27 protein-coding genes, 2 tRNA genes and 1 riboswitch are annotated in these 24,613 nt (G+C 32.6%); of the genes, 26 read left to right on the forward strand and 3 right to left on the reverse strand.

Annotation, left to right across the window (positions count from 1 at the left end):
• Window positions 1-190: 190 nt before the first annotated feature.
• A riboswitch (TPP riboswitch) is annotated at window positions 191-294 on the forward strand.
• 77 nt (window positions 295-371) lie between these two features.
• The 5 genes from tenA to yidC all read left to right on the forward strand — a co-directional run bounded on the left by tenA (window position 372) and on the right by yidC (window position 4,263).
• Window positions 372-1,061, forward strand: a complete 690-nt coding sequence (tenA, locus tag AK212_RS11565; protein ID WP_053031184.1) for a thiaminase II — start codon at window positions 372-374, stop codon at window positions 1,059-1,061.
• Complete coding sequence (gene thiD / locus AK212_RS11570; RefSeq protein ID WP_053031186.1) at window positions 1,054-1,875, forward strand: bifunctional hydroxymethylpyrimidine kinase/phosphomethylpyrimidine kinase; 822 nt, start codon at window positions 1,054-1,056, stop codon at window positions 1,873-1,875. Before tenA ends, thiD begins: the two co-directional genes overlap by 8 nt.
• The gene (thiM, locus tag AK212_RS11575) at window positions 1,868-2,659 is read left to right on the forward strand and encodes a hydroxyethylthiazole kinase (protein WP_053031232.1); all 792 of its coding nucleotides are present in this window, start codon (window positions 1,868-1,870) and stop codon (window positions 2,657-2,659) included. The genes thiD and thiM overlap by 8 nt, the downstream gene beginning before the upstream one ends.
• A gap of 1 nt (window position 2,660) precedes the next feature.
• A complete protein-coding gene (gene thiE, locus AK212_RS11580; RefSeq protein WP_053031188.1) occupies window positions 2,661-3,299 on the forward strand; it encodes a thiamine phosphate synthase in 639 nt (212 codons plus the stop codon).
• An 88-nt stretch (window positions 3,300-3,387) separates the two neighbouring features.
• On the forward strand, window positions 3,388-4,263 hold the full coding sequence (gene yidC / locus AK212_RS11585; protein ID WP_053031190.1) for a membrane protein insertase YidC: 876 nt from the start codon (window positions 3,388-3,390) through the stop codon (window positions 4,261-4,263).
• A 74-nt stretch (window positions 4,264-4,337) separates the two neighbouring features.
• On the opposite strand, the gene AK212_RS11590 is transcribed toward yidC, so the two are convergent.
• Both AK212_RS11590 and cls read right to left on the reverse strand, forming a co-directional pair.
• Window positions 4,338-4,982, reverse strand: coding sequence for an HD domain-containing protein (locus AK212_RS11590; RefSeq protein ID WP_053031192.1), 645 nt, complete (start codon window positions 4,980-4,982; stop codon window positions 4,338-4,340).
• Window positions 4,983-5,080: 98 nt separating this feature from the next.
• Window positions 5,081-6,565 carry a cardiolipin synthase gene (gene cls / locus AK212_RS11595; RefSeq protein ID WP_053031194.1) on the reverse strand — a complete coding sequence of 495 codons (1,485 nt, stop codon included), beginning with the start codon at window positions 6,563-6,565 and terminating at the stop codon, window positions 5,081-5,083.
• Window positions 6,566-6,750: 185 nt separating this feature from the next.
• Here cls and csoR point away from each other — a divergent pair, with 185 nt between their 5' ends.
• The 3 genes from csoR to AK212_RS13455 all read left to right on the forward strand — a co-directional run bounded on the left by csoR (window position 6,751) and on the right by AK212_RS13455 (window position 7,507).
• Window positions 6,751-7,044, forward strand: coding sequence for a copper-sensing transcriptional repressor CsoR (gene csoR / locus AK212_RS11600; RefSeq protein ID WP_107630149.1), 294 nt, complete (start codon window positions 6,751-6,753; stop codon window positions 7,042-7,044).
• A gap of 11 nt (window positions 7,045-7,055) precedes the next feature.
• Window positions 7,056-7,262, forward strand: coding sequence for a putative copper chaperone CsoZ (gene csoZ / locus AK212_RS11605; RefSeq protein ID WP_053031198.1), 207 nt, complete (start codon window positions 7,056-7,058; stop codon window positions 7,260-7,262).
• Window positions 7,263-7,369: 107 nt separating this feature from the next.
• Window positions 7,370-7,507 (forward strand): Lmo0850 family protein, encoded by a 138-nt coding sequence (locus AK212_RS13455; RefSeq protein WP_107630147.1) that lies wholly within the window; start codon window positions 7,370-7,372, stop codon window positions 7,505-7,507.
• A gap of 150 nt (window positions 7,508-7,657) precedes the next feature.
• Here AK212_RS13455 and AK212_RS11610 read toward each other — a convergent pair whose 3' ends face one another.
• Window positions 7,658-8,860, reverse strand: coding sequence for an FtsW/RodA/SpoVE family cell cycle protein (locus AK212_RS11610; protein WP_053031200.1), 1,203 nt, complete (start codon window positions 8,858-8,860; stop codon window positions 7,658-7,660).
• Window positions 8,861-9,266: 406 nt separating this feature from the next.
• Between AK212_RS11610 and AK212_RS11615 the strand changes: the two genes are divergently transcribed.
• The 18 genes from AK212_RS11615 to AK212_RS11700 all read left to right on the forward strand — a co-directional run bounded on the left by AK212_RS11615 (window position 9,267) and on the right by AK212_RS11700 (window position 24,548).
• Window positions 9,267-10,337 carry a D-alanine--D-alanine ligase gene (locus tag AK212_RS11615; RefSeq protein WP_053031202.1) on the forward strand — a complete coding sequence of 357 codons (1,071 nt, stop codon included), beginning with the start codon at window positions 9,267-9,269 and terminating at the stop codon, window positions 10,335-10,337.
• A 15-nt stretch (window positions 10,338-10,352) separates the two neighbouring features.
• Window positions 10,353-11,708, forward strand: coding sequence for a UDP-N-acetylmuramoyl-tripeptide--D-alanyl-D-alanine ligase (locus AK212_RS11620; RefSeq protein WP_053031204.1), 1,356 nt, complete (start codon window positions 10,353-10,355; stop codon window positions 11,706-11,708).
• A gap of 270 nt (window positions 11,709-11,978) precedes the next feature.
• Window positions 11,979-13,490, forward strand: coding sequence for a degradosome RNA helicase CshA (gene cshA, locus AK212_RS11625; protein WP_053031206.1), 1,512 nt, complete (start codon window positions 11,979-11,981; stop codon window positions 13,488-13,490).
• Window positions 13,491-13,656: 166 nt separating this feature from the next.
• Window positions 13,657-14,136, forward strand: coding sequence for a PH domain-containing protein (locus tag AK212_RS11630; protein ID WP_053031208.1), 480 nt, complete (start codon window positions 13,657-13,659; stop codon window positions 14,134-14,136).
• Entirely contained in the window at window positions 14,129-15,652 is a 1,524-nt protein-coding gene (locus AK212_RS11635; RefSeq protein ID WP_053031210.1) for a PH domain-containing protein, read from the forward strand. The genes AK212_RS11630 and AK212_RS11635 overlap by 8 nt, the downstream gene beginning before the upstream one ends.
• Window positions 15,645-16,172, forward strand: coding sequence for a PH domain-containing protein (locus tag AK212_RS11640; RefSeq protein ID WP_053031212.1), 528 nt, complete (start codon window positions 15,645-15,647; stop codon window positions 16,170-16,172). The genes AK212_RS11635 and AK212_RS11640 overlap by 8 nt, the downstream gene beginning before the upstream one ends.
• 9 nt (window positions 16,173-16,181) lie before the next feature.
• The gene (gene acpS / locus AK212_RS11645) at window positions 16,182-16,541 is read left to right on the forward strand and encodes a holo-ACP synthase (RefSeq protein ID WP_053031214.1); all 360 of its coding nucleotides are present in this window, start codon (window positions 16,182-16,184) and stop codon (window positions 16,539-16,541) included.
• A gap of 92 nt (window positions 16,542-16,633) precedes the next feature.
• Window positions 16,634-17,782, forward strand: a complete 1,149-nt coding sequence (gene alr / locus AK212_RS11650; RefSeq protein WP_053031216.1) for an alanine racemase — start codon at window positions 16,634-16,636, stop codon at window positions 17,780-17,782.
• 86 nt (window positions 17,783-17,868) lie between these two features.
• The gene (gene mazE / locus AK212_RS11655) at window positions 17,869-18,039 is read left to right on the forward strand and encodes a type II toxin-antitoxin system antitoxin MazE (RefSeq protein WP_053031218.1); all 171 of its coding nucleotides are present in this window, start codon (window positions 17,869-17,871) and stop codon (window positions 18,037-18,039) included.
• Window positions 18,036-18,401, forward strand: coding sequence for a type II toxin-antitoxin system PemK/MazF family toxin (locus AK212_RS11660; RefSeq protein ID WP_053031219.1), 366 nt, complete (start codon window positions 18,036-18,038; stop codon window positions 18,399-18,401). The genes mazE and AK212_RS11660 overlap by 4 nt, the downstream gene beginning before the upstream one ends.
• A 310-nt stretch (window positions 18,402-18,711) precedes the next feature.
• Window positions 18,712-19,713, forward strand: a complete 1,002-nt coding sequence (locus AK212_RS11665; protein WP_053031221.1) for a SpoIIE family protein phosphatase — start codon at window positions 18,712-18,714, stop codon at window positions 19,711-19,713.
• A 99-nt stretch (window positions 19,714-19,812) separates the two neighbouring features.
• On the forward strand, window positions 19,813-20,139 hold the full coding sequence (locus AK212_RS11670) for an anti-sigma factor antagonist (protein ID WP_053031223.1): 327 nt from the start codon (window positions 19,813-19,815) through the stop codon (window positions 20,137-20,139).
• A gap of 28 nt (window positions 20,140-20,167) precedes the next feature.
• Complete coding sequence (gene rsbW, locus AK212_RS11675) at window positions 20,168-20,620, forward strand: anti-sigma B factor RsbW (RefSeq protein WP_053031234.1); 453 nt, start codon at window positions 20,168-20,170, stop codon at window positions 20,618-20,620.
• Window positions 20,595-21,365: an RNA polymerase sigma factor SigB gene (gene sigB / locus AK212_RS11680; RefSeq protein WP_053031225.1), complete on the forward strand. Its 771-nt coding sequence runs from the start codon at window positions 20,595-20,597 to the stop codon at window positions 21,363-21,365. The genes rsbW and sigB overlap by 26 nt, the downstream gene beginning before the upstream one ends.
• Before the next feature lie 147 nt (window positions 21,366-21,512).
• Window positions 21,513-23,660 carry a Tex family protein gene (locus tag AK212_RS11685; RefSeq protein WP_053031227.1) on the forward strand — a complete coding sequence of 716 codons (2,148 nt, stop codon included), beginning with the start codon at window positions 21,513-21,515 and terminating at the stop codon, window positions 23,658-23,660.
• On the forward strand, window positions 23,653-24,108 hold the full coding sequence (locus AK212_RS11690) for a SprT family protein (protein ID WP_053031229.1): 456 nt from the start codon (window positions 23,653-23,655) through the stop codon (window positions 24,106-24,108). Before AK212_RS11685 ends, AK212_RS11690 begins: the two co-directional genes overlap by 8 nt.
• Before the next feature lie 258 nt (window positions 24,109-24,366).
• A tRNA-Leu gene (locus AK212_RS11695) sits at window positions 24,367-24,452 on the forward strand.
• A gap of 22 nt (window positions 24,453-24,474) precedes the next feature.
• Window positions 24,475-24,548: transfer RNA gene (locus AK212_RS11700), tRNA-Gly, on the forward strand.
• Window positions 24,549-24,613: the final 65 nt, after the last annotated feature.

Here is a 24,613-nt window from a genome sequence, read left to right on the forward strand (position 1 = left end):
GAGAATTTCACTAAGAAATGCTACAAGCAAAGCAAGTTGGGAGTCGGGACCCCAGCAAAGAGACTTTCACTAATAATTGCTACAAGTAAAGTAAGCTAGGGAGAACAATGAGTTTATATTATTTTTGTTCTCTCCCTATCTGTTTTATTTGATAAATCCTAATCAATTTGATATCGTTGAATTAATAAGATAATGCTACTAGGGGAGCCATTGCTAATGGCTGAGATGAATAAATTCAGACCCTTATAACCTGATTTGGTTAATGCCAACGTAGGAAAGTAGTAATGTATATGTTATGTTCTCTTTATTGAATGATAGCTACATTTCTACGTTGAAATGTAGCATTTTTTAATTTTAAGGAGGATAATAATATGACATTTTCAACTGAGATTAAAGAGGCTTCACAACCTATTATTGAAGATATCTATAATGATGGATTTATTCAAGACCTTTTAAAAGGGAAGTTAGACGCTCAAGCAGTACGTCAATATTTAAGAGCGGATGCATCATATTTAAAAGAATTTACAAATTTGTATGCACTTCTTATCCCAAAAGCACCAACAATGAAAGATGTTAAATTTTTAGTTGAACAAATTGAATTTATGCTAGATGGTGAAGTTGAGGCACATGAAATTTTAGCAGATTACATTAATGAACCTTATGAAGAAATTGTTAAAGAAAAAGTATGGCCTCCAAGCGGTGATCATTACATTAAACATATGTATTATCATGCCTATGCACATGAGAATGCTGCGTATACAATAGCTGCAATGGCACCATGCCCTTATGTATATGAAGTTGTAGCTAAAATGGCATTAGAGGATCAAAATCTAAATAGAGATTCTGTAACTGCAAAATGGTTTGATTTCTATAGTACAGAAATGCGTCCATTAATAGAAGTATTTGATAATTTATTAGATGAATTAACAGCAAAGTGTACAGAACAAGAAAAGCATGATATTAAAGAAAGTTTCTTACAAAGTACGATACATGAACGTAATTTCTTTAATATGGCTTATACTAACGAACAATGGAACTTCGGAGGCGACAAAAATGCATAAACCCAAAATCGCTTTAACAATCGCGGGAACTGATCCATCCGGTGGCGCTGGTGTAATGGCCGATTTAAAATCATTTCATGCCTGTGGTGTCTACGGCATGGCAGCTATTACAAGTATCGTTGCACAAAATACTAAAGGGGTACAACATATCCATAATCTTGAGACAAGTTGGGTTCAAGAACAATTAGATAGCGTCTTCAATGACGAATTACCACACGCTATTAAAACAGGTATGATTGCGACTCATGAAACAATGGCGTTAATTCAACATTATTTGAGACAACATTCAGATATTCCATACGTTATCGATCCAGTCATGTTAGCTAAGAGTGGCGATTCGTTAATGGATGATGAAACCAAGAAACATTTACAGAATACATTACTACCTTTAGCAGATGTCGTCACGCCTAATATTCCTGAAGCAGAGGAAATAACAGGCATTAAAATAGACACGGAAGAAAATATTCGTAAAGCAGGCAATATCTTTATTAATGAAATAGGCAGTAAAGGCGTTGTCATAAAAGGTGGACACTCTGCTGATTTAAACAATGCTAAAGACTTCTTATTTACTAAGGATGATGTGTATACCTTTGAAGATCAACGCTTTGACACTAAACATACGCACGGAACTGGATGTACATTCTCAGCGGTGATTACTGCAGAACTGGCTAAAGGTAAATCTATCTATGAAGCGGTTAAAAAAGCGAAGAAATTTATTTCATTGAGTATTCAATATACGCCAGAAATTGGTCAAGGTAGAGGACCGGTAAACCATTTTGCATATATGAAGAAGGTTGGATTAGATGATGAATAATTTGGAACGTTTAAGACAAGAGAATCCTTTAGTTGTCTGTTATACAAATGATGTCGTGAAAAACTTTACGGCAAATGGATTACTTAGCATTGGTGCTAGTCCAGCAATGAGTGAAGCACCTGAAGAAGCGGAAGAATTTTATAAAGTTGCAGGGGCGTTACTTATTAATATTGGTACGATGACTAGGGCAAATGAACAAGACATTTTGGAAATAGGTAAAATTGCGAATCAACAAGGAACACCCATTGTATTTGATCCAGTAGCAGTTGGTGCTTCTTCGTATCGCAAAGCATTTTGCCAAAAATTCTTATCAGAAGTGAAAGTATCAGTTATTAAAGGTAATGCTTCTGAAATTTTAACGTTAGTAGATGCAACAACAACGATGAAAGGTACGGATGGTGAAACTGACTTAGACGTTGTTGAAATAGCTAAGCGTGCCCATGAGAAATTGAATACAGCCATCGTGTTAACTGGTAAAGATGATGTTATTGTCCAAAATAATAAAGTGGTGAAGTTATCTAATGGGTCACCATTATTAGCTAAGATTACTGGTGCTGGATGCTTACTTGGGGGCATTGTAGCAAGTTTCTTATTTAGAGAAGAAACGCCATCTCTACAAGTATTAGAAGAAGCGGTTAGCATCTATAATATTGCTGCTGAACGCGCTGAACAAGATCAACAAGTAAATGGACCGGGTTCATTTTTATCTAAATTATTAGATCAAATGTATGTCATTGATTTTAATACCTACCAACAACAAGTCAAAAGACAAGAGGTGGAATAAAATGTTTAATCCATCACGATTAAATGTTTATTTTATTTGCGGTACGCAAGATATTCCAGAGGGAAAAGATATTAGAGAAATAGTGAAGCATGCCTTAAATGCCGGTATTACGCTTTTTCAATTTCGTGAAAAAGGACCAACGTCATTAGACGGTGCTGATAAAGAAAATTTAGCAATTGAGTTATTGAATTTATGTCATGAATATCATGTACCGTTTATTGTAAATGACGATGTTGATTTAGCTGAAAAAATAAATGCAGACGGTATTCATGTAGGGCAAGATGATGAAAATGTGAAGTCATTTGCTAAGCGATTCGAAAATAAAATCATAGGACTTAGTATTGGCAACGAGGAAGAATATAATCAATCGGATTTAGATCATGTTGATTATATTGGTGTTGGACCGATGTTTGCAACAATTTCTAAAAATGATGCGAGTGCACCAGTAGGTCCCGCTATGATTGCCACATTAAAAAAGATCAATTCTTCGTTACCTATGGTAGCAATTGGAGGTATTACAGAAGACAATATTGAACCAATTGCTCAAAATGGTGCAGATGGTGTTTCAGTTATTTCGGCGATTGCACGTAGTCATAATATTGACAAGACTGTTACTAAAATGCAAAGTTATTTCAAATAAATAAGAAAATTTTTCTTTTTTTGTTTTCTAGTACACGGTTACTATGATAAAATAATCCCTATGTGAATATATCAATAGAGGTGTAAAAATGAAGAAGAAAGCGTTACTACCTTTGTTATTAGGGGTAATGGTCTTTTTAGCCGGGTGTGATTATTCAAAATCTAGTAATAGAGATGGATTTTTCTATAATACATTCGTAGAACCAATGGCTAGAGTTTTACATTGGTTAGGCCATTCAGTATTTAATGATGATTACGGTATTGCAATTATCGTATTAGTTTTAGTAATTCGTGTTATCTTGTTACCATTCATGTTATCAAACTATAAAAATAGTCATATGATGCGTGAAAAAATGAAAGTTGCTAAGCCAGAAGTTGATGGTGTGCAAGAAAAAGTTAAACGTGCACGAACTCAAGAAGAGAAAATGGCAGCAAACCAAGAAATGATGGAAGTTTATAAGAAATACGATATTAATCCAATGAAGAGTGCATTAGGCTGTTTACCAGTATTAATTCAAATGCCAGTTGTTATGGGATTATACTTCGTATTACGTTACCGTATTGGTGGCGGAATTGCAGAACATCCACACTTCTTATGGTTCAATTTAGTTCATTCTGATATTTGGATTACTATTATTGCCGGTGTGCTTTACTTTATCCAAGCTTGGGTATCAAGTAAACAAATGCCTCAAGAACAACGTCAAATGACTTACATGATGATGATTGTATCACCAATTATGATCATCTGGATTTCATTAAGTTCGGCGTCAGCTTTAGGTCTATATTGGTCTGTCAGTGCGGCATTCTTAATTGTCCAAACTTACTTCGCCAATATGTACTATGAAAAAGTTGCTCAAAGAGAAGTTGCGCCAATGATTGAAAAATTTGAGGAAAATAATGGTAACTCAAATAAAAAAGGTAAAAACACTCAAGTTGTTTCTAAGAATAATAAAAAGAAAAAGTAAATAGCTTAATCAATGCTATATCATAGAAAAGGTCGATACCCTGGAAAGAGGTATCGACCTTTTTGTTATAGCATTTAATCAATATGCCATTCTTTATAAAATTGTGTTAAAAACTGTTCCATAAAGGCATGTCTTTCTTCAGCCAGTTGTCTACCAGTTTTGGTAAGCATTAATGCTTTTAATTTTAACAACTTATCATAAAAATGACGTATAGCAGAAGGGTCCAAATTTGAAATGCTATCTGTATTTGGTAGTCCACTATGTGGTGATTCTGTCCACATAGGTTCATTAAAATGGCCTGCAAATTGAAAAGTTCTTGCAATACCAATTGCACCAATAGCATCCAATCGGTCAGCATCCCTTACAATTTGTCCTTCTATTGAAAGAGCTACCTCATTATTGCGCCCATTTCTATAACTCATATGTTCAATAATATAAATGATTGATTGTTGCTGCGTAGGTGTCACTTCAATATGTTCTAAAAATGTTTTAAGTTGATTTAATGCAATTGCTTTATCTGTTAATTTATCATCGATGACATCATGTAGTAAGGCAGATAACGTGATAATTAAGTAGTCACCCTGTTGTTCGTTTTTAGCAATGATTTGCGCTAACGACGTTACACGTTCCACATGCGCAATATCGTGACCAGAATAATCGCTTATATGAAACTCTTTCATATAATTATACGCTAACTTTATTTGCTGTTGTACTTTCATGTTACGCTCCTTATTAAATTAACTTGTACGAGGCTAGGAGTGGACGACGAATTCAAAAAGAATTCTGTCCCACTCCCGCTGACAACTTTTAAAGACATTTATAAAATAGGTGAAAGTAATTGAGATATGCCTTCTTTGAATTTAATCCATAAACTTCGTTTATTATATAATTCCTCAGTAAGTTGATAAGAGACTTTCATATCCTGAATAAATGCTTCTTTCAATTGAGTTGCAATCGTCTCATCATAAACAAATGCATTCACTTCGAAATTTAGTGTGAAACTACGATTATCCATATTGGCTGTGCCTACTGATGCGATTTCATCATCAATAATTAAAGTTTTAGAATGTAAGAATCCATTATCATAATGATAAATTTTAACGCCAGCTGATAGTAGGGAAGCTGCATTTTTCAATGTAGCCCAATAAACGAAAGGATGATCCGGTTTATTAGGTATCATGATATTGACTTCCACACCACCTAAGGCTGCTATTTTAATTGCATCGATAAATGCTTGATCAGGTATAAAATAAGGTGATTGAATATATATAGAATGTTTTGCGGAAGATATCATTTTTAAGTAACCATATTTGATTTGTTCCCAATCTTCATCAGGACCACTTGACGCAATTTGTACGCCAATTGTTCCACCTGAGTCTACATCTGGAAAATAGCTATCTTTATATTCGATTGAATCACGATTGGATTGTGAATTCCAATCCAATATAAATCTAAGTTGCAGTGCGTTAACAGAATCGCCCTCTAATCTTAAGTGGGTGTCTCGCCAATAGCCAAACTTTTTATCTTTACCCAAATATTCATCACCAACATTGAACCCTCCTACATAACCAATTTTGCCATCAATAATAACGATTTTTCTATGGTTTCGGTTATTCATACGGAGATTGATGAGGGGAAGTTTAGAGGGAAAGAACGATTCCACATGTCCACCTTTTTGACGAAAATGTTTTAAATCTTTTTTTCTTAAAGTTCTTGAACCCATATCATCGTATAACATTTTAACTTCTAAGCCTTCATCAAGTTTATCCTCAAGTGCTGAGAGAATTTGACGGCCTAGTCCATCACTTTTAAAAATGTAGTACTGAATATGTATATAGTCTTGTGCATTTTTAATATCATTAAGTAATGCATCAAATTTAGCATGACCATCTGTATATATTTTGATGCGATTATCTGTCGTTAAGAACGCAGCATTGTTAAAAAGTAACATGCGTACCATTTCTTTAAACTTAACAATTTGATGATTACCTTTTGAGAAATCGTCACTTTCTAACGCTTCAATTTGTTCATCCACAATCATAGCAAGGCCTTTGCGGTCTTCTTTTTTCAATTTGAAAATGCGATTGCGCTGAATTTGGCGTCCTAATAGTAAATACAATATAAATCCAATGATTGGTAAAAATACTAAAACGAGGAGCCAAGCCCATATAGAGCCAGCACTGCGACGTTCCATAAAGATAATAACAAATGCAAAAATTAAGTTTAATATAAAGGCAGCAATTAATATGATATTAATAATCAATGAGGAATGCGTGAAAGACATTGAATATATTTCTACCATAGTACGCCTCCTGTTCAATAGTTTAATTCTTGCAATAATAAGACAAGTTTTTACTTTCTTAAAGTTAATTGTATCATGGCATTTACCAAATAGCATGACCCTTTTTCATGAAATAAGTTACAGTGTTTGACGAATAGTAAGGTAAATTATACGATATGATAGTACGTATAGAAAGGGTGACGACCTTGGAAAATCATGATAATGCACATCATTCTGATCAAATTAAATTAAATTTAAAATCGAGACTTAATCGTATTGAAGGGCAAGTTAGAGCAATCAATCGTATGATTGAAGAAGATGTCTACTGTGATGACGTGTTAACCCAAATTAGAGCTACAAGATCTGCTTTGAATAGTGTTGCCACTAAATTGTTAGATCATCACATGAAAAGCTGTATTATGGACAAAGTGAATAATGGGGCTCAAGAAGAAGCAATGGAAGAACTATTAGTAACGTTTCAGAAATTAATGAAAGATTAGGAGTAAATGAAATGAATTATAGTGAGATTAAATTGAGTGGTTTGAAAACGGAAGAGCAAGCCAATGCACTTCATCATAGACTAGAAAATATGATTGGTGTAAGTAAAGTAAGTGTTGAGCTAGATAAACAATTGGTCACAATATCTTATGAAACACCAACGAATTTAAATAGTATTGAAAAAGAAATTTATGATGATGGATTTAAGGTTTTAGGCTAATCAATGAAATTAATTTTATAAAATGTCAATTTTATGTTGAATTCATGTAGTAAAACATTGTTAATTGGGGTAGTATAACCTTGAAGTCATAAAACGAGGTGAAAGCCATGAGTCAATCGGATAAATTACAAAATGTTGTTAAACTACTATCATCACTAGGTGTGAATATTAAAAAAACTAAATCTCGTTTGGACATAATGAATACATTGCCAGCAACTACGCCTGTGCGTCAAGAACTTAAATAGTTTGCTAGCAATTAATAAAAATGTAGCCTGTGACATCAATCAATGTCACAGGCTACATTTTTTATATTGTAGTTAATCTAATTGCGGGATTGGATCCCACATTAAAATTACGAAAGTGATTTTACAGTCAAAGCTAGGTGCAACAAAATATTATTTCTGTACTACTTCTTTTTTATTAGGAGTAGTTTGTCTTTGGTGGAAATGAATAGATAATACGACACCTATACCAACCATTAGACTCCAAAGTGAACTACCACCATAACTAATAAATGGTAATGGAATACCAGTAATTGGTAGTAATTGGATTGTCATTCCTATATTTTGGAATATATGGAAGACGAGTAAAGAAACGTAACCAATGATAAATATTTTACTAAATGGTGATTCAACTTTGGTAGCAAGGCGAATTAAATGGAAAATCAATGCTAAAAAGATAAGTAATAAAACGACAGCACCTATAAATCCCATTTCTTCTCCGACTACTGAAAATATAAAGTCGGTATGGTTCTCAGGGATATAAACTTCACCATGATTAAACCCTTTACCCAAGAGTTGGCCAGAACCAATTGCTTTTAACGATTCTGTTAAATGATAACCGTCGCCTGCACTATAAGAATAGGGATCTAACCACGAATTAATACGGCCCATTTGATACATTTTAACGCCGAGAAGCCCTTCAATTAATGACGGTTTGTAGATAACTGCTAAAATAATCGTTCCACCTATAACAAATGCGGCTATAAATAATGGGGCTAATATTCTCCATGTAATGCCACTTATTAACATAATCCCAATAATAATTGCACATATTACAAGGGTTGTACCTAGGTCATTTTGCAATAGGATTAATGCCATTGGAATAATTGAGATGCCAATGATTTTAAAGAATAAAACTAAATCAGTTTGAAAAGATTTATTGAAAGTAAAGCGATTATGATTAGAAACACTCTTTGCTAATGCAAGAATTAAGATAACTTTCATAAATTCCGAAGGCTGTATACTTACTGGTCCAAAGGAATACCAACTTTTAGCACCGTTAATAATTGGTGTGATTGATGTTTCTGGTAAAATCAATAAACCAACAAGCAATATGCAAAAGATAAAGTATAGAATATATGTATTATTTTTAATCTTTTTAGGTGAAATAAGCATAATGATGAGCGCAATAATAGCACCCAATATATAGTAGATAATTTGGCGAATACTAAAGTTTGCACTATATTGGCCGCCACCCATAGCTGAGCTAATCGTAGTAACACTAATTATAGCTAATATTGTTAATAATGCTACGAGTATCCAGTCTATTTTACGTAGCCAATGCTTAGATGGCTGTTGACGGGATGAATATTTCATGAGAAAACTCCTTAAACTCTTATAATCTAACGAATAATATTATATACAAATTTTACATGACTTTAAGTTAATTTGCTAGAAAATAACAGAGTGAATGTGTAAAAGAAAAATATACATCGCTTAATTGAGTTTAATTCTTATGCGATAATAAAAGATATTCATCACATAATCACATTTATATTTAAGTTGATAAATGCAAAATTGCTTTAGACTGTGATAATATTGATTTTTAGAAAGCATAGTTTAACCTAAATAAATTTCATAAAATATTGATAGTTAACTAAAAAGAAAAATTAAAAATGAGTTGAAAGAGACAAAAGTATTTGTGGGAAGTTGAAATATCTAATTGAGATATAACTTTATACAAATGCGCGAGTTATGATCTTTCTTAATGGAGGAACTACTTATGGTAAAAGAAAACATTTGTATCGTATATGGTGGTAAAAGTGCTGAACATGATGTTTCGAAATTAACTGCGCAAAATGTTCTTAACGCAATTGATAAAGAAAAATATTTAGTCGATATCATTTATATAACGAATGATGGATTATGGAAGAAAAAAGATAATATTACTGAAGAGATTAAATCAATTGAATCACTTAATATGGCCGATGTAGAAGCAGGTGAGATCACAACTTTATTGAAAGAAAGTAGTGACGGTCAACCTTATGATGCGGTATTCCCATTACTCCATGGTCCTAATGGTGAGGACGGTACGATTCAAGGGTTGTTTGAAGTTCTGGATTTACCATACGTCGGTAATGGTGTATTAGCAGCATCAAGTTCAATGGATAAACTTGTTATGAAACAATTATTTGAACATAGAGGGTTACCACAATTACCTTACATTAGTTTCTTAAGAAGTGAATATGAAAAATATGAAGGTAATATTATCAAACTTGTTAAAGATAAACTTACATATCCTGTATTCGTAAAACCAGCGAACCTAGGTTCAAGCGTCGGTATCAGTAAATGTAACAATGAAGATGAATTAAAAGCGGGTATCGAGGAAGCTTTCCAATTTGACCGTAAGCTTGTTATTGAACAAGGTATTAATGCACGTGAAGTTGAAGTGGCTGTATTAGGTAATGATTATCCTGAAACAACATGGCCAGGCGAGGTCATTAAAGATGTTGCGTTTTATGATTACAAATCAAAATATAAAGACGGTAAGATTAGTTTACAAATCCCAGCAGAACTTGATGAAGAAGTACAAATGACTTTAAGAAATATGGCATTAGAAGCATTTAAAGCTACAGATTGTTCTGGTCTAGTACGTGCGGATTTCTTCGTTACTGAAGATAATCAAATTTTCATTAATGAAACGAATGCGATGCCTGGATTTACAGCATTTAGTATGTATCCAAGCTTATGGGAGAATATGGGACTATCCTATTCTGATTTAATTACTAAACTAATTGATTTAGCTAAAGAACGTCACGAGGATAAAAAGAAAAATAAATACACAATCGACTAAGAGGGGAATTCATAAATGATAGAAGTTTCATTAAAGCAAATTCAGGAATGGATACCTTGTGAGATAGAAACAGAATATTTACAACATACAATCAAAGGTGTAACGATTGATTCACGTGCAATCACACACGATATGCTATTTATCCCTTTTAAAGGTGAAAATGTAGATGGCCATCAATTTGTTTCACAAGCGTTAATTGATGGTGCCGGTGCATCTTTCTATGAAAAGGGTCATGACATCGATGATCATGTGAACGGACCAATTATTTGGGTAGACGATACGTTAGTTGCATTACAACAATTAGCCAAAGCCTATTTAAAATATGTGAATCCTAAAGTTATAGGTGTGACAGGCTCCAATGGTAAAACTACGACGAAAGATATGATTGAAAGTGTCTTACACACTGAGTTTAAAGTTAAAAAAACACAAGGTAACTACAACAATGAGATAGGCTTACCATTAACGATTTTAGAACTTGATCCAGATACTGAGATATCAATTTTAGAAATGGGTATGTCTGGATTCCATGAAATCGAATTATTATCGACGATTGCTGAGCCTGACATTGCCGTTATTACGAATATTGGTGAGTCACATATGCAAGATTTGGGCTCACGTGAAGGTATTGCTCAAGCTAAATCGGAAATAACAATTGGACTTAAAGAAGGTGGAACGTTCATTTATGACGGTGACGAACCATTACTCGAACCACATGTTAAAGATGTTAAGCATGCTAAATGCCTAAGTATCGGTTTGAAACCAAATAATGCTTTAGTTTGTGAAGTAGAGCAGAGTGAAAATGATGGTATTGCTTTTAATATTAATGGTAATGAACATTATAAATTGCCTATTCTAGGCATTCATAATATGAAAAATGCAGCTATCGCCATTGCTATTGGGCATGAATTAGGATTGGAATATGAGACAATTCAACATAATATTCATCATGTTCAACTTACAGGTATGCGCATGGAACGCCATATTACTGATAACGACATAACTATAATTAATGATGCTTATAACGCAAGTCCTACTAGTATGAAAGCAGCTATAGATACATTAAGCCAAATGGATGGCCGTAAAATAATTGTACTTGCTGATTCACTTGAATTAGGAGAAAATAGCCGTCAAATGCATGAAGATGTCGGCGCTTATTTAGAAGACAAAAATATCCAAACGTTATTAACATATGGTAACGATGCGAAATATATAAGTGATAAAGGTGGTCAATTTGTTGATCATGTTCAATATTTCACGGATAAACAAGCACTAACGCAATATTTAATGGATAACTTAGTTGCTAATGACAAAGTTCTAGTAAAGGGCTCACGCGGTAATAAGCTCGAAGAAGTAGTAAATAAATTGATTTAATTATTTTCAAAGTTGCTATTAAGATTAGGCAAGTCACTTAAAAGGAATATAAATCCTTTAGTGACTTGTTTTTTTACTTTAAAAGCTAAAAAAAGTGTAAAAAATGTAAACGCTATTATGTCTTAAATCTTGGGAAAACGAACCTATCACTAGAATTGCTTTATTGCGATATATAATTTTAGGTGGTACTATATAGAAGTTGACGTAATAAGAGGACCTTATATACACAAACGTATATTGATAAATAAGAAAGTTAAAAGGAGAATTATATTGCAAAATTTTAAAGAACTAGGGATTTCGGATAAAACTGTAGAAACCCTTGAAGCAATGGGTTTTAAGGAACCTACACCTATCCAAAAAGATAGTATCCCTTATACATTAGAAGGAAGAGACATCCTTGGACAAGCGCAAACTGGGACAGGTAAAACTGGAGCGTTCGGGATTCCTTTAATAGAAAAAGTTGTGGGTCAATCAGGTGTACAAGCCTTAATATTAGCACCTACAAGAGAACTAGCTATGCAAGTAGCTGAACAATTAAGAGAATTTAGTCGTGGTCAAAATGTACAAGTTGTAACCGTATTTGGTGGTATGCCAATCGACCGTCAAATTAAAGCCTTAAAAAGAGGACCACAAATTGTTGTAGGTACACCAGGACGTGTTATTGATCACTTAAATAGACGTACATTAAAAACAAATGGTATTCATACATTAATTTTGGATGAAGCGGATGAAATGATGAACATGGGATTCATCGATGATATGAGATTCATTATGGATAAAATTCCATCTGAGCAAAGACAAACCATGTTATTCTCAGCAACGATGCCTAAAGCAATTCAAACATTAGTACAACAATTTATGAAATCTCCTCAAATCGTTAAAACAATGAATAACGAAATGTCAGATCCTCAAATTGATGAATATTATACAATTGTTAAAGAACTTGAAAAATTCGATACATTCACTAATTTCTTAGATGTACATCAACCAGAGTTAGCTATAGTATTTGGTAGAACGAAACGTCGTGTTGATGAATTAACAAGTGCGTTATTATCAAAAGGTTATAAAGCAGAAGGTTTACACGGCGATATTACACAAGCTAAACGTTTAGAAGTATTAAAGAAATTTAAAAATGACCAAATTGATATCTTAGTAGCCACAGATGTTGCTGCACGTGGATTAGATATTTCAGGTGTAAGTCATGTATATAACTTTGACATTCCTCAAGATACGGAAAGCTATACACATAGAATTGGTCGTACTGGTCGTGCTGGTAAAGAAGGTATCGCAGTTACATTTGTTAACCCTATTGAAATGGATTATATCCGTCAAATAGAAGATGCAAATGGAAGACGAATGAATGCGTTAAGACCGCCACACCGTAAAGAAGTATTAAAAGCGCGTGAAGATGACATCAAAGATAAAGTTAAAAATTGGATGTCACGTGAAAGTGAAGCGCGTTTGAAACGTATCTCAAGTGAGTTATTAGAAGAATACGATAGTACAGAATTAGTTGCATCATTACTACAAGAACTAGTTGAAGCGAATGATGAAGTTGAAGTACAATTAACATTTGAAAAACCATTAGCACGTAAAAATCGCCAAGGTAAAGGTAATGGATCACGTCGTGGTGGAAAACGTAATAATAAATTTGATAATAAAAACAAACGTTCTAAAGGTAACTTTAATAAGAAAAAAGGCAAAAAGCCAGATCGTCGCGAAAGACAAGATAAAGGTCGATCTACAATGAAAGGCCGAACTTTTGCAGATTTACAAAAATAAAATGAATCAATATTAATTTTATGATTAAACCATCTCATGCTTTTGAGGTGGTTTTTTAATTCGATACAAGCCTAAAAATAAATGAACCTTATTGCATCTTCGCTATAGGAGCGTAAGCATCATATCGAATATGATATAATAAAGTAAAATTGCAAAGGAGTATATTATGAAGGTAGAACGATCATTTCATAAAAGTCCTAAAAATGCACTGAAATACCACTGGATTAATAGTGGTATCTTATTTTTAATAGAACTAATTATCATTGCTGCACTATTTTCAATGTGGCAATATTTTAATTGGTACCACTTTATTGTCTACATACTTATCTTCTTAGTCTTCATTTCGATTATTCGTTTACTGTTACAACCGATTATTAAGTATAAATATCGTTATTATAGGGTTGATAATAGAAATGTCGAAGTTAAAAAAACTTTTATTTTTAAAAAACACCAAATAACTAAAATTGAACGTCTACAATTTTTAGAAATTAAAAGTAACCCTATTTTAAAATTATTAAAATTAAATGTTTTAATTTTTGTAACTGCGGGGCATGAACTGAAATTACCCATTGTCTCAGAAGAAGAAATGAATGAATTATCAGAAGATATTTTTATAGCATTGCGAGGTGCTGATTCAGATGTTTAATCCCCAAAAATTGCATCCTATTTCATACATAACAGGGATAATAGATGTGATTAAACAAAATATTTTTACATTTATCGTATTTGTTGGTTTTAATATTTGGAATTTTGATTTTACAGAAATTCGACATTATATTGGTCCATTCATCTTTTTATTCATCTTTATCTTAACGTTTATACATCGATTTTTAGAAATTAAAGTTACAAGATATTGGATTGAAGATGACCAATTTGTTGTTACTTCTGGCTGGTTAAATAAAAAAAGAAAAGAACTAAATTTAAGCAGAATTCAGTCATTAGATACAACACAAGGTTTGATTAATCAAATCGTTGGTGGTGTTCGTTTACAAATCAAAACGCCAAGTGATGGCATTGAATTGTCAACAATAACTAAGAAACAAAGTGATTTAATTGAACAAACTATTCGTTCTAGACAAAAAGAATTAAATAATGATGCACTGGAATACACTATTAATGATGCTACAGGTGATAATGAACTAAATACTGAGCAATTAAATGCATCGACGAGTTCAACAAAGCGTAATTCAGAGCATGTGTTTAAAATGTCCTTTAGTTCATTATTACTAATGGCTATGACGAGTGGTGCAATTGGAGTGGCTTTTGCTACAGTTTCGCCAATAGTAGGTGCATTTCAAAATGTGATACCTTGGGATAAATGGACGTCTAATCTATGGCATTGGGTGAATTCTGTACTTATAATTGTGCTGTTTATTGTTGCATCTATTTTAATCATTAGTTATGTGTTAGGAACTATAATCACGATTATTCGTTACTATAACTACAAAGTTGTCCAACAGGGTAATCATCTTAAGATTAGTTATGGTCTTTTTAATGTGAAAAATCTAACAGTGCCAACAGATCGGCTACAAGCCGTATTAGAGAAACAATCTTTCTTAAGAAAAATCTTTGGATACACCTCTATACACTTTATTATCACGAGTGATATGGATATCGAGTCTAATGATGATGCAAGTAATAATGGTAAAATTATGATATTACCATTTATAAAACAAAAAGAAGCATATGAAATTATTGGCGAGCTTGTGCCTGAAATGAAGTTTAATAAGGTTCAAAACATTATGCCGTGGAATGGATTTCATCGTCACTTTTTCATACCGAGTATAATTGTTTTAATTATCGCTAGTATTGGAACTTATTTTTGGAGTGCATGGAGCTTTTTCATCGCTTTAATTATCATTATTGTGATGATGGCACATGCATATATCTACGTTAAAAATGCTGGTCTAGTGATAGAAAATGATGAAATTACTTTGAAACGAGTGAGTACGTTTGGTTTTCAAACATATTATTTCAAAACAAATAAAATTATAGGTATAGAGACGAGCCAACATCCTCTGCTTGAAAGAAGTCGTTTAGCTAATATTTACTTCTTTGTTGCTAAGGGTTCAATATTTGAATTTATGGAATTAAAGTTTATAAAAGAAGAAACTTCGCAACGCTATGTTGATGCGTATTTAAGAGGTGAGTATGATGACTAATTATAATTACATGAATAAAAATGGCCTTAAAGTGATGAGGATTGCTTCAATGATTGCTAGTATTATTTTTACAATTATTGTGGTTGTAGCAAGTGTATTATGTGATTTATACATTGAAGCATTGCATCGCCCATTGATTGTAAGTGTTGCGATAGGACTTATAATTTTATGTTGTGTTGTTTTTATATTTCTAACACCATTTTTAAAATATAAAAATTTTCGTTATTATTATTCGAACAATGAAATTTATATAAGACGAGGTATTATTTTTATCAACACTAAAATCATTCCTTTTTATCGAATTCAGAATATCGATATTGAGGAAGGGTTTCTAATGAGAAAATATCAATTAGCAACATTACATTTATCGACTGCCGGGGGTATTTCTCAAATAGACTTGATTACAAAAACAGACGCAATAAATCTTAAACAAATGATACAAAATAAGAAAACTATACAGCAAAATGATATTAATGAAATGACTACAACAATAGATCGTTCAAATCTACCTAGTGAGTGAGGGCTTAGCATGATATATGGAATAGGTATTGATTTAATAGAAATTGAAAGAATTAAGAATGCTTTCGAGAAACAAACAGACAAGTTAGTCAAAAGAATTTTAACTCAAGAAGAAGAACAAAAGTTCCATTCATTTACAAGTGAAAAGAGAAAACTAGAGTTTCTTTCAGGTCGCTTCGCAACGAAAGAAGCGTTCAGTAAGGCATTAGGAACTGGTTTAGGAAAAACAGTGGCCTTTAAAGATATTAATTGCTATAACGATAGCAATGGGAAACCATGTATTGATTACGAAGACTTTATCGTACATGTATCTATTACACACACTGAGCATTATGCGATGAGTCAGGTTTTATTAGAAAAGAGAGATTAACAGTATTATAATGTAAATAATTTCTACCTCGCCAGTTGCACGAGATAAATCAACTACTACATGGTATTTAATAGTAAAGAGGAGGACTACTTATGTCAGATAAATTCTATAGATCAACCTACTTAAATGTAGATTTATCAGCAATTTTAAATAATTATAATGCTTTCGAATCGTTGCATAACAATAAAACGGTGATACCAGTCGTAAAAGCAAATAGCTATGGTTTAGGAAGCGTCAAGATAGCGCAACATTTAATGAAAAACGGTACTGAGTTTTTTGCAGTTGCCACTCTTGACGAAGCGATTGAATTACGAATGCATGGTGTAAATGCACAAATACTTATTTTAGGCGTTATACCACTTGAAGATATTAACAAAGCAATTCAACATAGGGTTGCATTGACTGTACCATCACTACAATGGCTTCAACATGCAATTGATTTAATTAGTGATGATAATGAAAAGAATCTCTGGCTACATGTAAAATTAGACACAGGGATGGGTAGACTTGGAATGAAATCATTAGAAGAATACAAAGAAGTTATCCGTCTAATTCATAGCCAACCGCATTTAATATTCGAAGGCGTATATACGCACTTCGCTAATGCAGATGAACCGGGCGATTCTATGGATCAACAATATGAACAATTTGAGCAAATAGTCACGCAAGCTGAAAAGCCAAAATATATCCATGCACAAAACTCAGCAGGTTCTTTATTAAGACATTATGAACTATGTAACGCCATTAGATTAGGTATCTCATTATATGGCTACTATCCGTCAGCGTATGTTAAAGAAACAGTTACTACTCAATTGCAACCAAGTACGCAATTAAAAACACAAGTAGTCCAAACTAAATATTTAAAACCAGGTGAATCTGTCAGTTATGGAAGCACCTATACAGCAACTGACAACATGAAGATTGCGATTCTACCTATTGGTTATGCAGATGGTTACTTACGTTCAATGCAAGGTGCACATGTAAGTGTAAACGGTCATCAATGCGAAGTCATCGGCCGTGTATGTATGGATCAAATGATTATACATGTGCCTGAAGATGTGCAAGAAGGCGATACTGTGACACTTATAGATAACTCAAGTGATTCCCCACAATCAGTGGAAGCTTTAGCACAAAAGCAACACACGATTAGTTATGAAGTACTATGCAATTTAGGTCGACGTTTACCTAGAATCTACGAAGTTGATGACGAGATGCATGTAACTAATGAATTATTAAAATAGTATAGTCACTTGATACAAAATTTGTTATTATAAAAATAAATTAAAGTTTATAATGTTGTATTTGGTATCAATTGGAGGTTCATATTATGCTTACTTTTAATCAAAATAGAAGTCACAGTCTTGAACAATCTTTAAAAGAGGGCTATGTTCAGATGGCCGAATTAAATCTCTCCCTAGCGACAGAAGCTTTTCCATTAGAATGTGAAGCTTGTGATTGCAATGAAACGTACATTATTTCTAATTATAAGAGTGAATGATTAGAAGAGGCGATGTATATTTAGCTGATTTGTCACCAGTACAGGGTTCAGAACAAGGGGGAGTCAGACCTGTAGTTATCATTCAAAATGATACTGGCAACAAATATAGTCCTACCGTAATCGTCGCTGCGATTACGGGAAGGATTAATAAAGCGAAAATACCAACACATGTTGAAATTGAGAAAAAGAAATATAGACTTGATAAGGATTCAGTTATCCTTCTAGAGCAAATTCGCACACTAGATAAAAAGCGATTAAAAGAAAAATTAACGTACTTATCTGAAGAGAAAATGCAAGAAGTAGATGATGCCTTAGATATTAGTTTAGGATTACATGATGAAGTTAAATCCCAAAATTCTTAACTAAATTCATGTATAATCCAAATGTATTTCATATTAACTATTAAAGACAAAATTTTTAATATCAGTTGTTCAAATATTTAATTATTTGATTTCAAAGTACTTAATACATATGCATTATGAAAGAAGATAAGTACGAAAATGATTGAAAGGTCTTTAGTTGTTGACTTTAGGTAATACCTAAAGTCTTTTTTAAATAGAGAGTTTATTATTTAATATTATGTCATTAGCATTAGTAAATTTTATTAATATATATTAAATACATATAAATAAGTCATAAGCGATCCATTTATTGAGATAAGGAGGCAGATTCGTGGAAGAATTTAAAAAGCATTATAAGCAACTTATAGATGAAAGTTTAGTTACGAAAAATAAACAACAATTTCTAATAAAATGTAATGACTTTACAGATGAAGTCATAAAAAAAGATATTCTACCTGAAGATATTGTGAATATACACAAATCATATGTAACCTCCTTGAATTTAGAAAAAGAACAAATTTTGAATACATTAGATGTTTTGCAAGAAGTAGTCAAAGGATTTGGCTATAGCTATCGAGACTACCAAAAGTTAGTTGATAAAATGCAATTCCACGATAAAGAAATTGACTTAGCTTCAAGGCTTCAACAAACCATGTTGAAAACGGATATTCCTCAATTTGATAGTATTCAAATCGGTGTGATTTCTGTCGCTGCACAGAAAGTAAGTGGCGATTATTTTAATTTAATTGACCATCGAGATGGAACGATGAGTTTTGCGGTTGCCGATGTCATAGGTAAAGGTATCCCTGCTGCACTAGCAATGAGTATGATTAAGTTCGGAATGGACTCTTATGGCCACTCTCAATTGCCAAGTGATGGTTTAAAGCGTCTCAATCGAGTTGTTGAAAAAAACGTAAATCAAAATATGTTTGTAACTATGTTTTATGGACTCTATGAAGAAATGAACCATTTATTATATTGTAGTTCTGCTGGACACGAGCCGGGATACATATATCGAGCGGAAACTGAAACGTTCGAAGAAATTGACGTTAGAGGTAGAGTACTAGGTGTAAGTCAGCACACTAGATATAATCAACAAGAAATCCCAATCTACTTAGATGATTTAGTTATAATATTTACAGATGGTGTGACAGAAGCAAGATATACTGATGGTGAATTTATCGCTAAAAAGACATTGTTAAACCTTATTCGAAAATATAAGCATATGCATCCACAAGATATCGTACAAATACTTTATGAAGCTATATTAAAAATTCAAAATCCTAACAAACGTGACGATATGACTATATTGATTATAAAACGTGTAAATTAAATATTAAATTTATTGATTATATAAATCTAACTATGGGTATACTTACTAGAGTATACATAATTGGTAGTAACAAAAGACTAAAATGGGAGTGTAAGAACTATGAACCTTAACATTGAAACGGTAACACATGATGACTATTATGAAGTCATTGTTGCTGGTGAATTAGATGTATATACTGTACCTGAATTGGAAGAAGTATTAATGCCAATGAGACAAGAAGGTACACATGATATTCACGTTAATGTAACAAACGTTAGTTATATGGATTCTACAGGATTAGGATTATTTGTAGGAACATTAAAAGCATTGAACCAAAATGATAAAGAGTTATATATCTTAGGCGTATCAGATAGAATCGGAAGATTATTTGATATTACTGGTCTTAAAGACTTAATGCATGTCAATGAAGGAACGGAGGTAGAATAACTTGCCAATTAAAAATGATTATATCGAGATGAAATTGCCTGCCTCTGCCGAATATGTAAGTCTAATTCGCTTAACGTTATCAGGCGTATTTTCAAGAGCAGGCGCATCTTATGACGATATCGAAGATTCTAAAATTGCAGTAAGTGAAGCCGTTACTAACGCAGTTAAACATGCTTATAAAAATAAAGATACAAATGGTATGATTAATTTATGTTTCGAGTTATTTGATGATAAAATAAAAATTATTATCTCAGATCAAGGCGAAAGTTTTGATTATGAGATAACTAAATCACAATTAGGACCTTACGATGAGAATGAAAATATCGATTTCTTACGTGAAGGCGGACTTGGTTTATTCTTAATTGAATCCTTAATGGATGAAGTGAAAGTCTTTAAAGAATCTGGTGTAACAATCAGTATGATTAAGTATATAAAAAAAGAGCAGGTGCCAAATAATGACGAAAGAGTCGAAATCAGTTAATGATGTATCACCTGAACAAATTAACCAATGGATTAAAGAACATCAAGATAACGCTAATACAGAAGCTCAAGATAGATTATTCAATCATTACCGTAAACTAATTGAATCGTTGGCTTATAAGTATTCAAAAGGACAATCACATCACGAAGATTTAGTTCAAGTTGGTATGGTTGGTTTAATAGGTGCTATTAACAGATTTGACCTGTCTTTTGATCGCAAATTTGAAGCATTCTTAGTACCGACCGTTATTGGTGAGATTAAGAGATATTTAAGAGATAAAACTTGGAGTGTTCATGTTCCAAGAAGAATAAAAGAAATCGGCCCACGTATAAAAAAAGTAAGTGATGAATTAACGAATGAATTAGAACGTTCCCCATCAATCGCAGAAATTGCTGATCGTTTGGAAGTTTCTGAAGAAGAAGTACTTGAAGCTATGGAAATGGGACAAAGTTATAATGCACTTAGCGTGGATCACTCGATTGAAGCAGATAAAGATGGTTCAACAGTGACTTTATTAGATATAATGGGTCAAAGAGATGACAATTATGACTTAACAGAAAAACGTATGATTCTGGAACGTATTTTGCCTATTCTTTCAGATAGAGAAAGAGAAATCATTCAATGTACATTTATTGAAGGGCTAAGCCAGAAAGAAACTGGTGAACGCATTGGTTTAAGTCAAATGCATGTGTCTCGATTGCAAAGAACTGCAATCAAGAAATTACAGCAAGCTGCTAAACAGTAAAATAGTAATAGAAACTGAGGTATCGTCATGCCTCAGTTTTTTTATATTGATATGAATAAATAAAAATAGGTACATAGTTGACTTAATAAATTAACATGAAAAATATGATAAAATTGAATAGAAAATAAGAAAAAGTGTGGTCATAAAATGAATAAGAATTTAATTGATGAAATAACAACAAAATATCAATTTTCTGAAAAACAAGTAAAATCAGTATTAAGTTTATTAGAAGACAACAATACGGTTCCCTTTATTGCAAGATATCGTAAAGAAGCAACTGGAGGATTGGATGAAGTTCAAATCAAACAGATTTCAGATGAATACCAATACGTTGCAAATTTACAAAAAAGAAAAGAAGAAGTTATACATAATATTGAACAACAAGGCTTATTAACAAATGAATTGAGAGAAGATATACTTAAACAAACTAAATTGCAACGTGTCGAAGATCTATATAGACCTTTTAAACAAAAGAAGAAGACAAGAGCGACAGAAGCTAAAAGAAAAGGTTTAGAAAGCTTAGCTAAATGGATCTATGATGGACAGCAAGGTGACTTAAAACAAAAGGCAGAAAGTTTCATTACTGATGAGGTAACAAATATTGATGAGGCGATTCAAGGTGCATTAGATATCATTGCTGAACATGTTTCAGATAATCCTAAATATCGTAGTCGCATACTAAAAGAGCTTTATAGACAAGGAAGTATTGTGACAACTAAGAAGAAGAAAGCAGAAGATGAAAAAGAAATATTTGCAATGTATTATGACTATGTAGAACCTATTAGGCATGTAGCAAATCATAGAGTACTTGCTATGAATCGTGGTGAAAAAGAAAAAATTCTATCAATCAAAATAGAATTTGATACAAAACAAGTAGCTAGTACAATTGAGAAAAGTGAAATAAAACTTCAAAATCCCCATAGAGATTATATTAAGCTAGCTATTGAGGATAGTTTAAAACGATTAATTATGCCTTCAATCGAAAGAGAAATCCGAGCAGATTTAACTAGTAAAGCTGAACAACATGCCATTGAAGTCTTTAGTGAAAACTTAAAACATTTGCTATTACAACCACCTATGAAGGGTAAGCAAATTTTAGGTGTTGACCCAGCATTTAGAACAGGTTGCAAGTTGGCAGTAATTAATCCATTTGGCACTTTTATTGATAAGAGTGTGATTTATCCACACCCACCTAAATCTAAGATAGAAGCATCAGAAAAAGAAATAGTCAGAATGATTAAAGAAAATCATGTAGAACTCATTGCTATTGGTAATGGTACAGCGAGTCGTGAAACTGAACAATTTGTTGCAAATGTTATTAAAAAGTATAACTTAGACATTAAATTTATTATTGTCAATGAAGCGGGTGCTTCTGTTTATTCAGCATCTGAAATTGCTAGATCAGAGTTTCCTGATTTTCAAGTTGAAGAACGTAGTGCAGTATCCATCGGTAGACGTGTTCAAGACCCTTTAAGTGAATTAGTTAAAATAGATCCTAAATCAATTGGAGTTGGACAATATCAACACGATGTAAACCAAAAAGAACTTGAAAGCGCACTAACATTTGTAGTTGAAACTGCTGTTAACCAAGTGGGCGTTGATGTAAATACAGCTTCTAAATCATTATTACAATATGTATCTGGATTATCCGGTGCGATTGCTCAAAACATCATTGATTACCGTGAAGAGAATGGAGCCATTAAGCACAATAAAGAAATTAGTAAAGTGAAACGTTTAGGTGCAAAAACATTTGAACAAAGTATCGGATTCTTGCGTATTGTTGATGGTACTGAACCATTAGATAATACTTCTATTCACCCTGAAAGTTATGACGTAACGTATAAATTATTGGGTATTTTAGATTTAAATATTAAAGATTTAGGTACTGATAAACTTAAAACAGAGCTATCAAAAGTAAATGTGGATCAAGTAGCTAATCAATTAAATGTCGGAGTACCTACACTTGAAGATATAATTAAATCATTAATGGCACCTAATCGAGATCCTCGAGATGAATTCGAAACGCCAATCTTGAAGTCAGATGTATTATCTATTGAAGATTTAAAAGTAGGTATGAAATTAAGTGGCACCGTAAGAAATGTAGTTGATTTCGGAGCATTCGTTGATATAGGTGTGAAACAAGATGGCTTGGTCCATGTATCGAAACTATCTAAAAAATTCGTCAAAAATCCAATGGACATCGTAAGTGTGGGAGACATAGTGGATGTGTGGATACTAGATATAGATCAAACTAAAGGCAAAGTGTCGTTAACCATGATTGATCCCCATGAATAATAATGAATTACAAACTATAGTAGAACGTATTTCAAGTCAGTTTTTTAATAGACCATTTTGTCATAAAGCTATATTTAATAACAAGCTACGCACCACTGGTGGTCGCTATATGCTAAAATCACATAATATCGAAATTAATACCAAGCAATATCAATATTATGGGGAGAAAGCATTAATTGATATCATCAAACATGAATTGTGCCATTATCATTTACACATACTAGGAAAAGGATATCAACATAAAAATACAGATTTTAAAGTGTTAAGTAAGCAAGTAGGTGCACCAAGGTTTTGTACGCTTATTCAAACGTATGAAGAACGCGCTAATTACGTATATCAATGTAAATCATGTGGTTGCCAATATCTAAGAATAAAAAAAGTCGATGTGAAAAAGATGAGATGCGGGAAGTGCATGGGGAAGTTATCACTAATAAAACGCATGAATTGAAATAACTAAGCAAAAACGTATTAAGATTCACCATTACAATTTAAAAAAATGGTGAATCTTAAATTTTTAATCATTTATACGTTGACATTAATCAAATAAACATGTATAGTATATATCGTTGCTTTAATAAATGTATCAAACATTAATTGTTTGTAAAACTTGTTTAAAAAAATGTTAAAAAGATATTGACATTTCATTACAAAACATTTACAATAATTATTGTTCTCGATAATTAATAGTAATTATTGCGTTTTGCCAGCGGTCGTGGCGGAATGGCAGACGCGCTAGGTTGAGGGCCTAGTGGGAGAAATCCCGTGGAGGTTCAAGTCCTCTCGGCCGCACCAAATAAACTTTCTAATTAAATATGCGGGTGTAGTTTAATGGCAAAACCTCAGCCTTCCAAGCTGATGTTGTGGGTTCGATTCCCATCACCCGCTCCATTTAAATGAACATTGAAAACTGAATGACAATATGTCAACGTTAATTCCAATAAACAGTAACTTAA

The sequence above is a fragment of the Staphylococcus borealis genome (assembly GCF_001224225.1).
Lineage (GTDB): Bacteria > Bacillota > Bacilli > Staphylococcales > Staphylococcaceae > Staphylococcus > Staphylococcus borealis.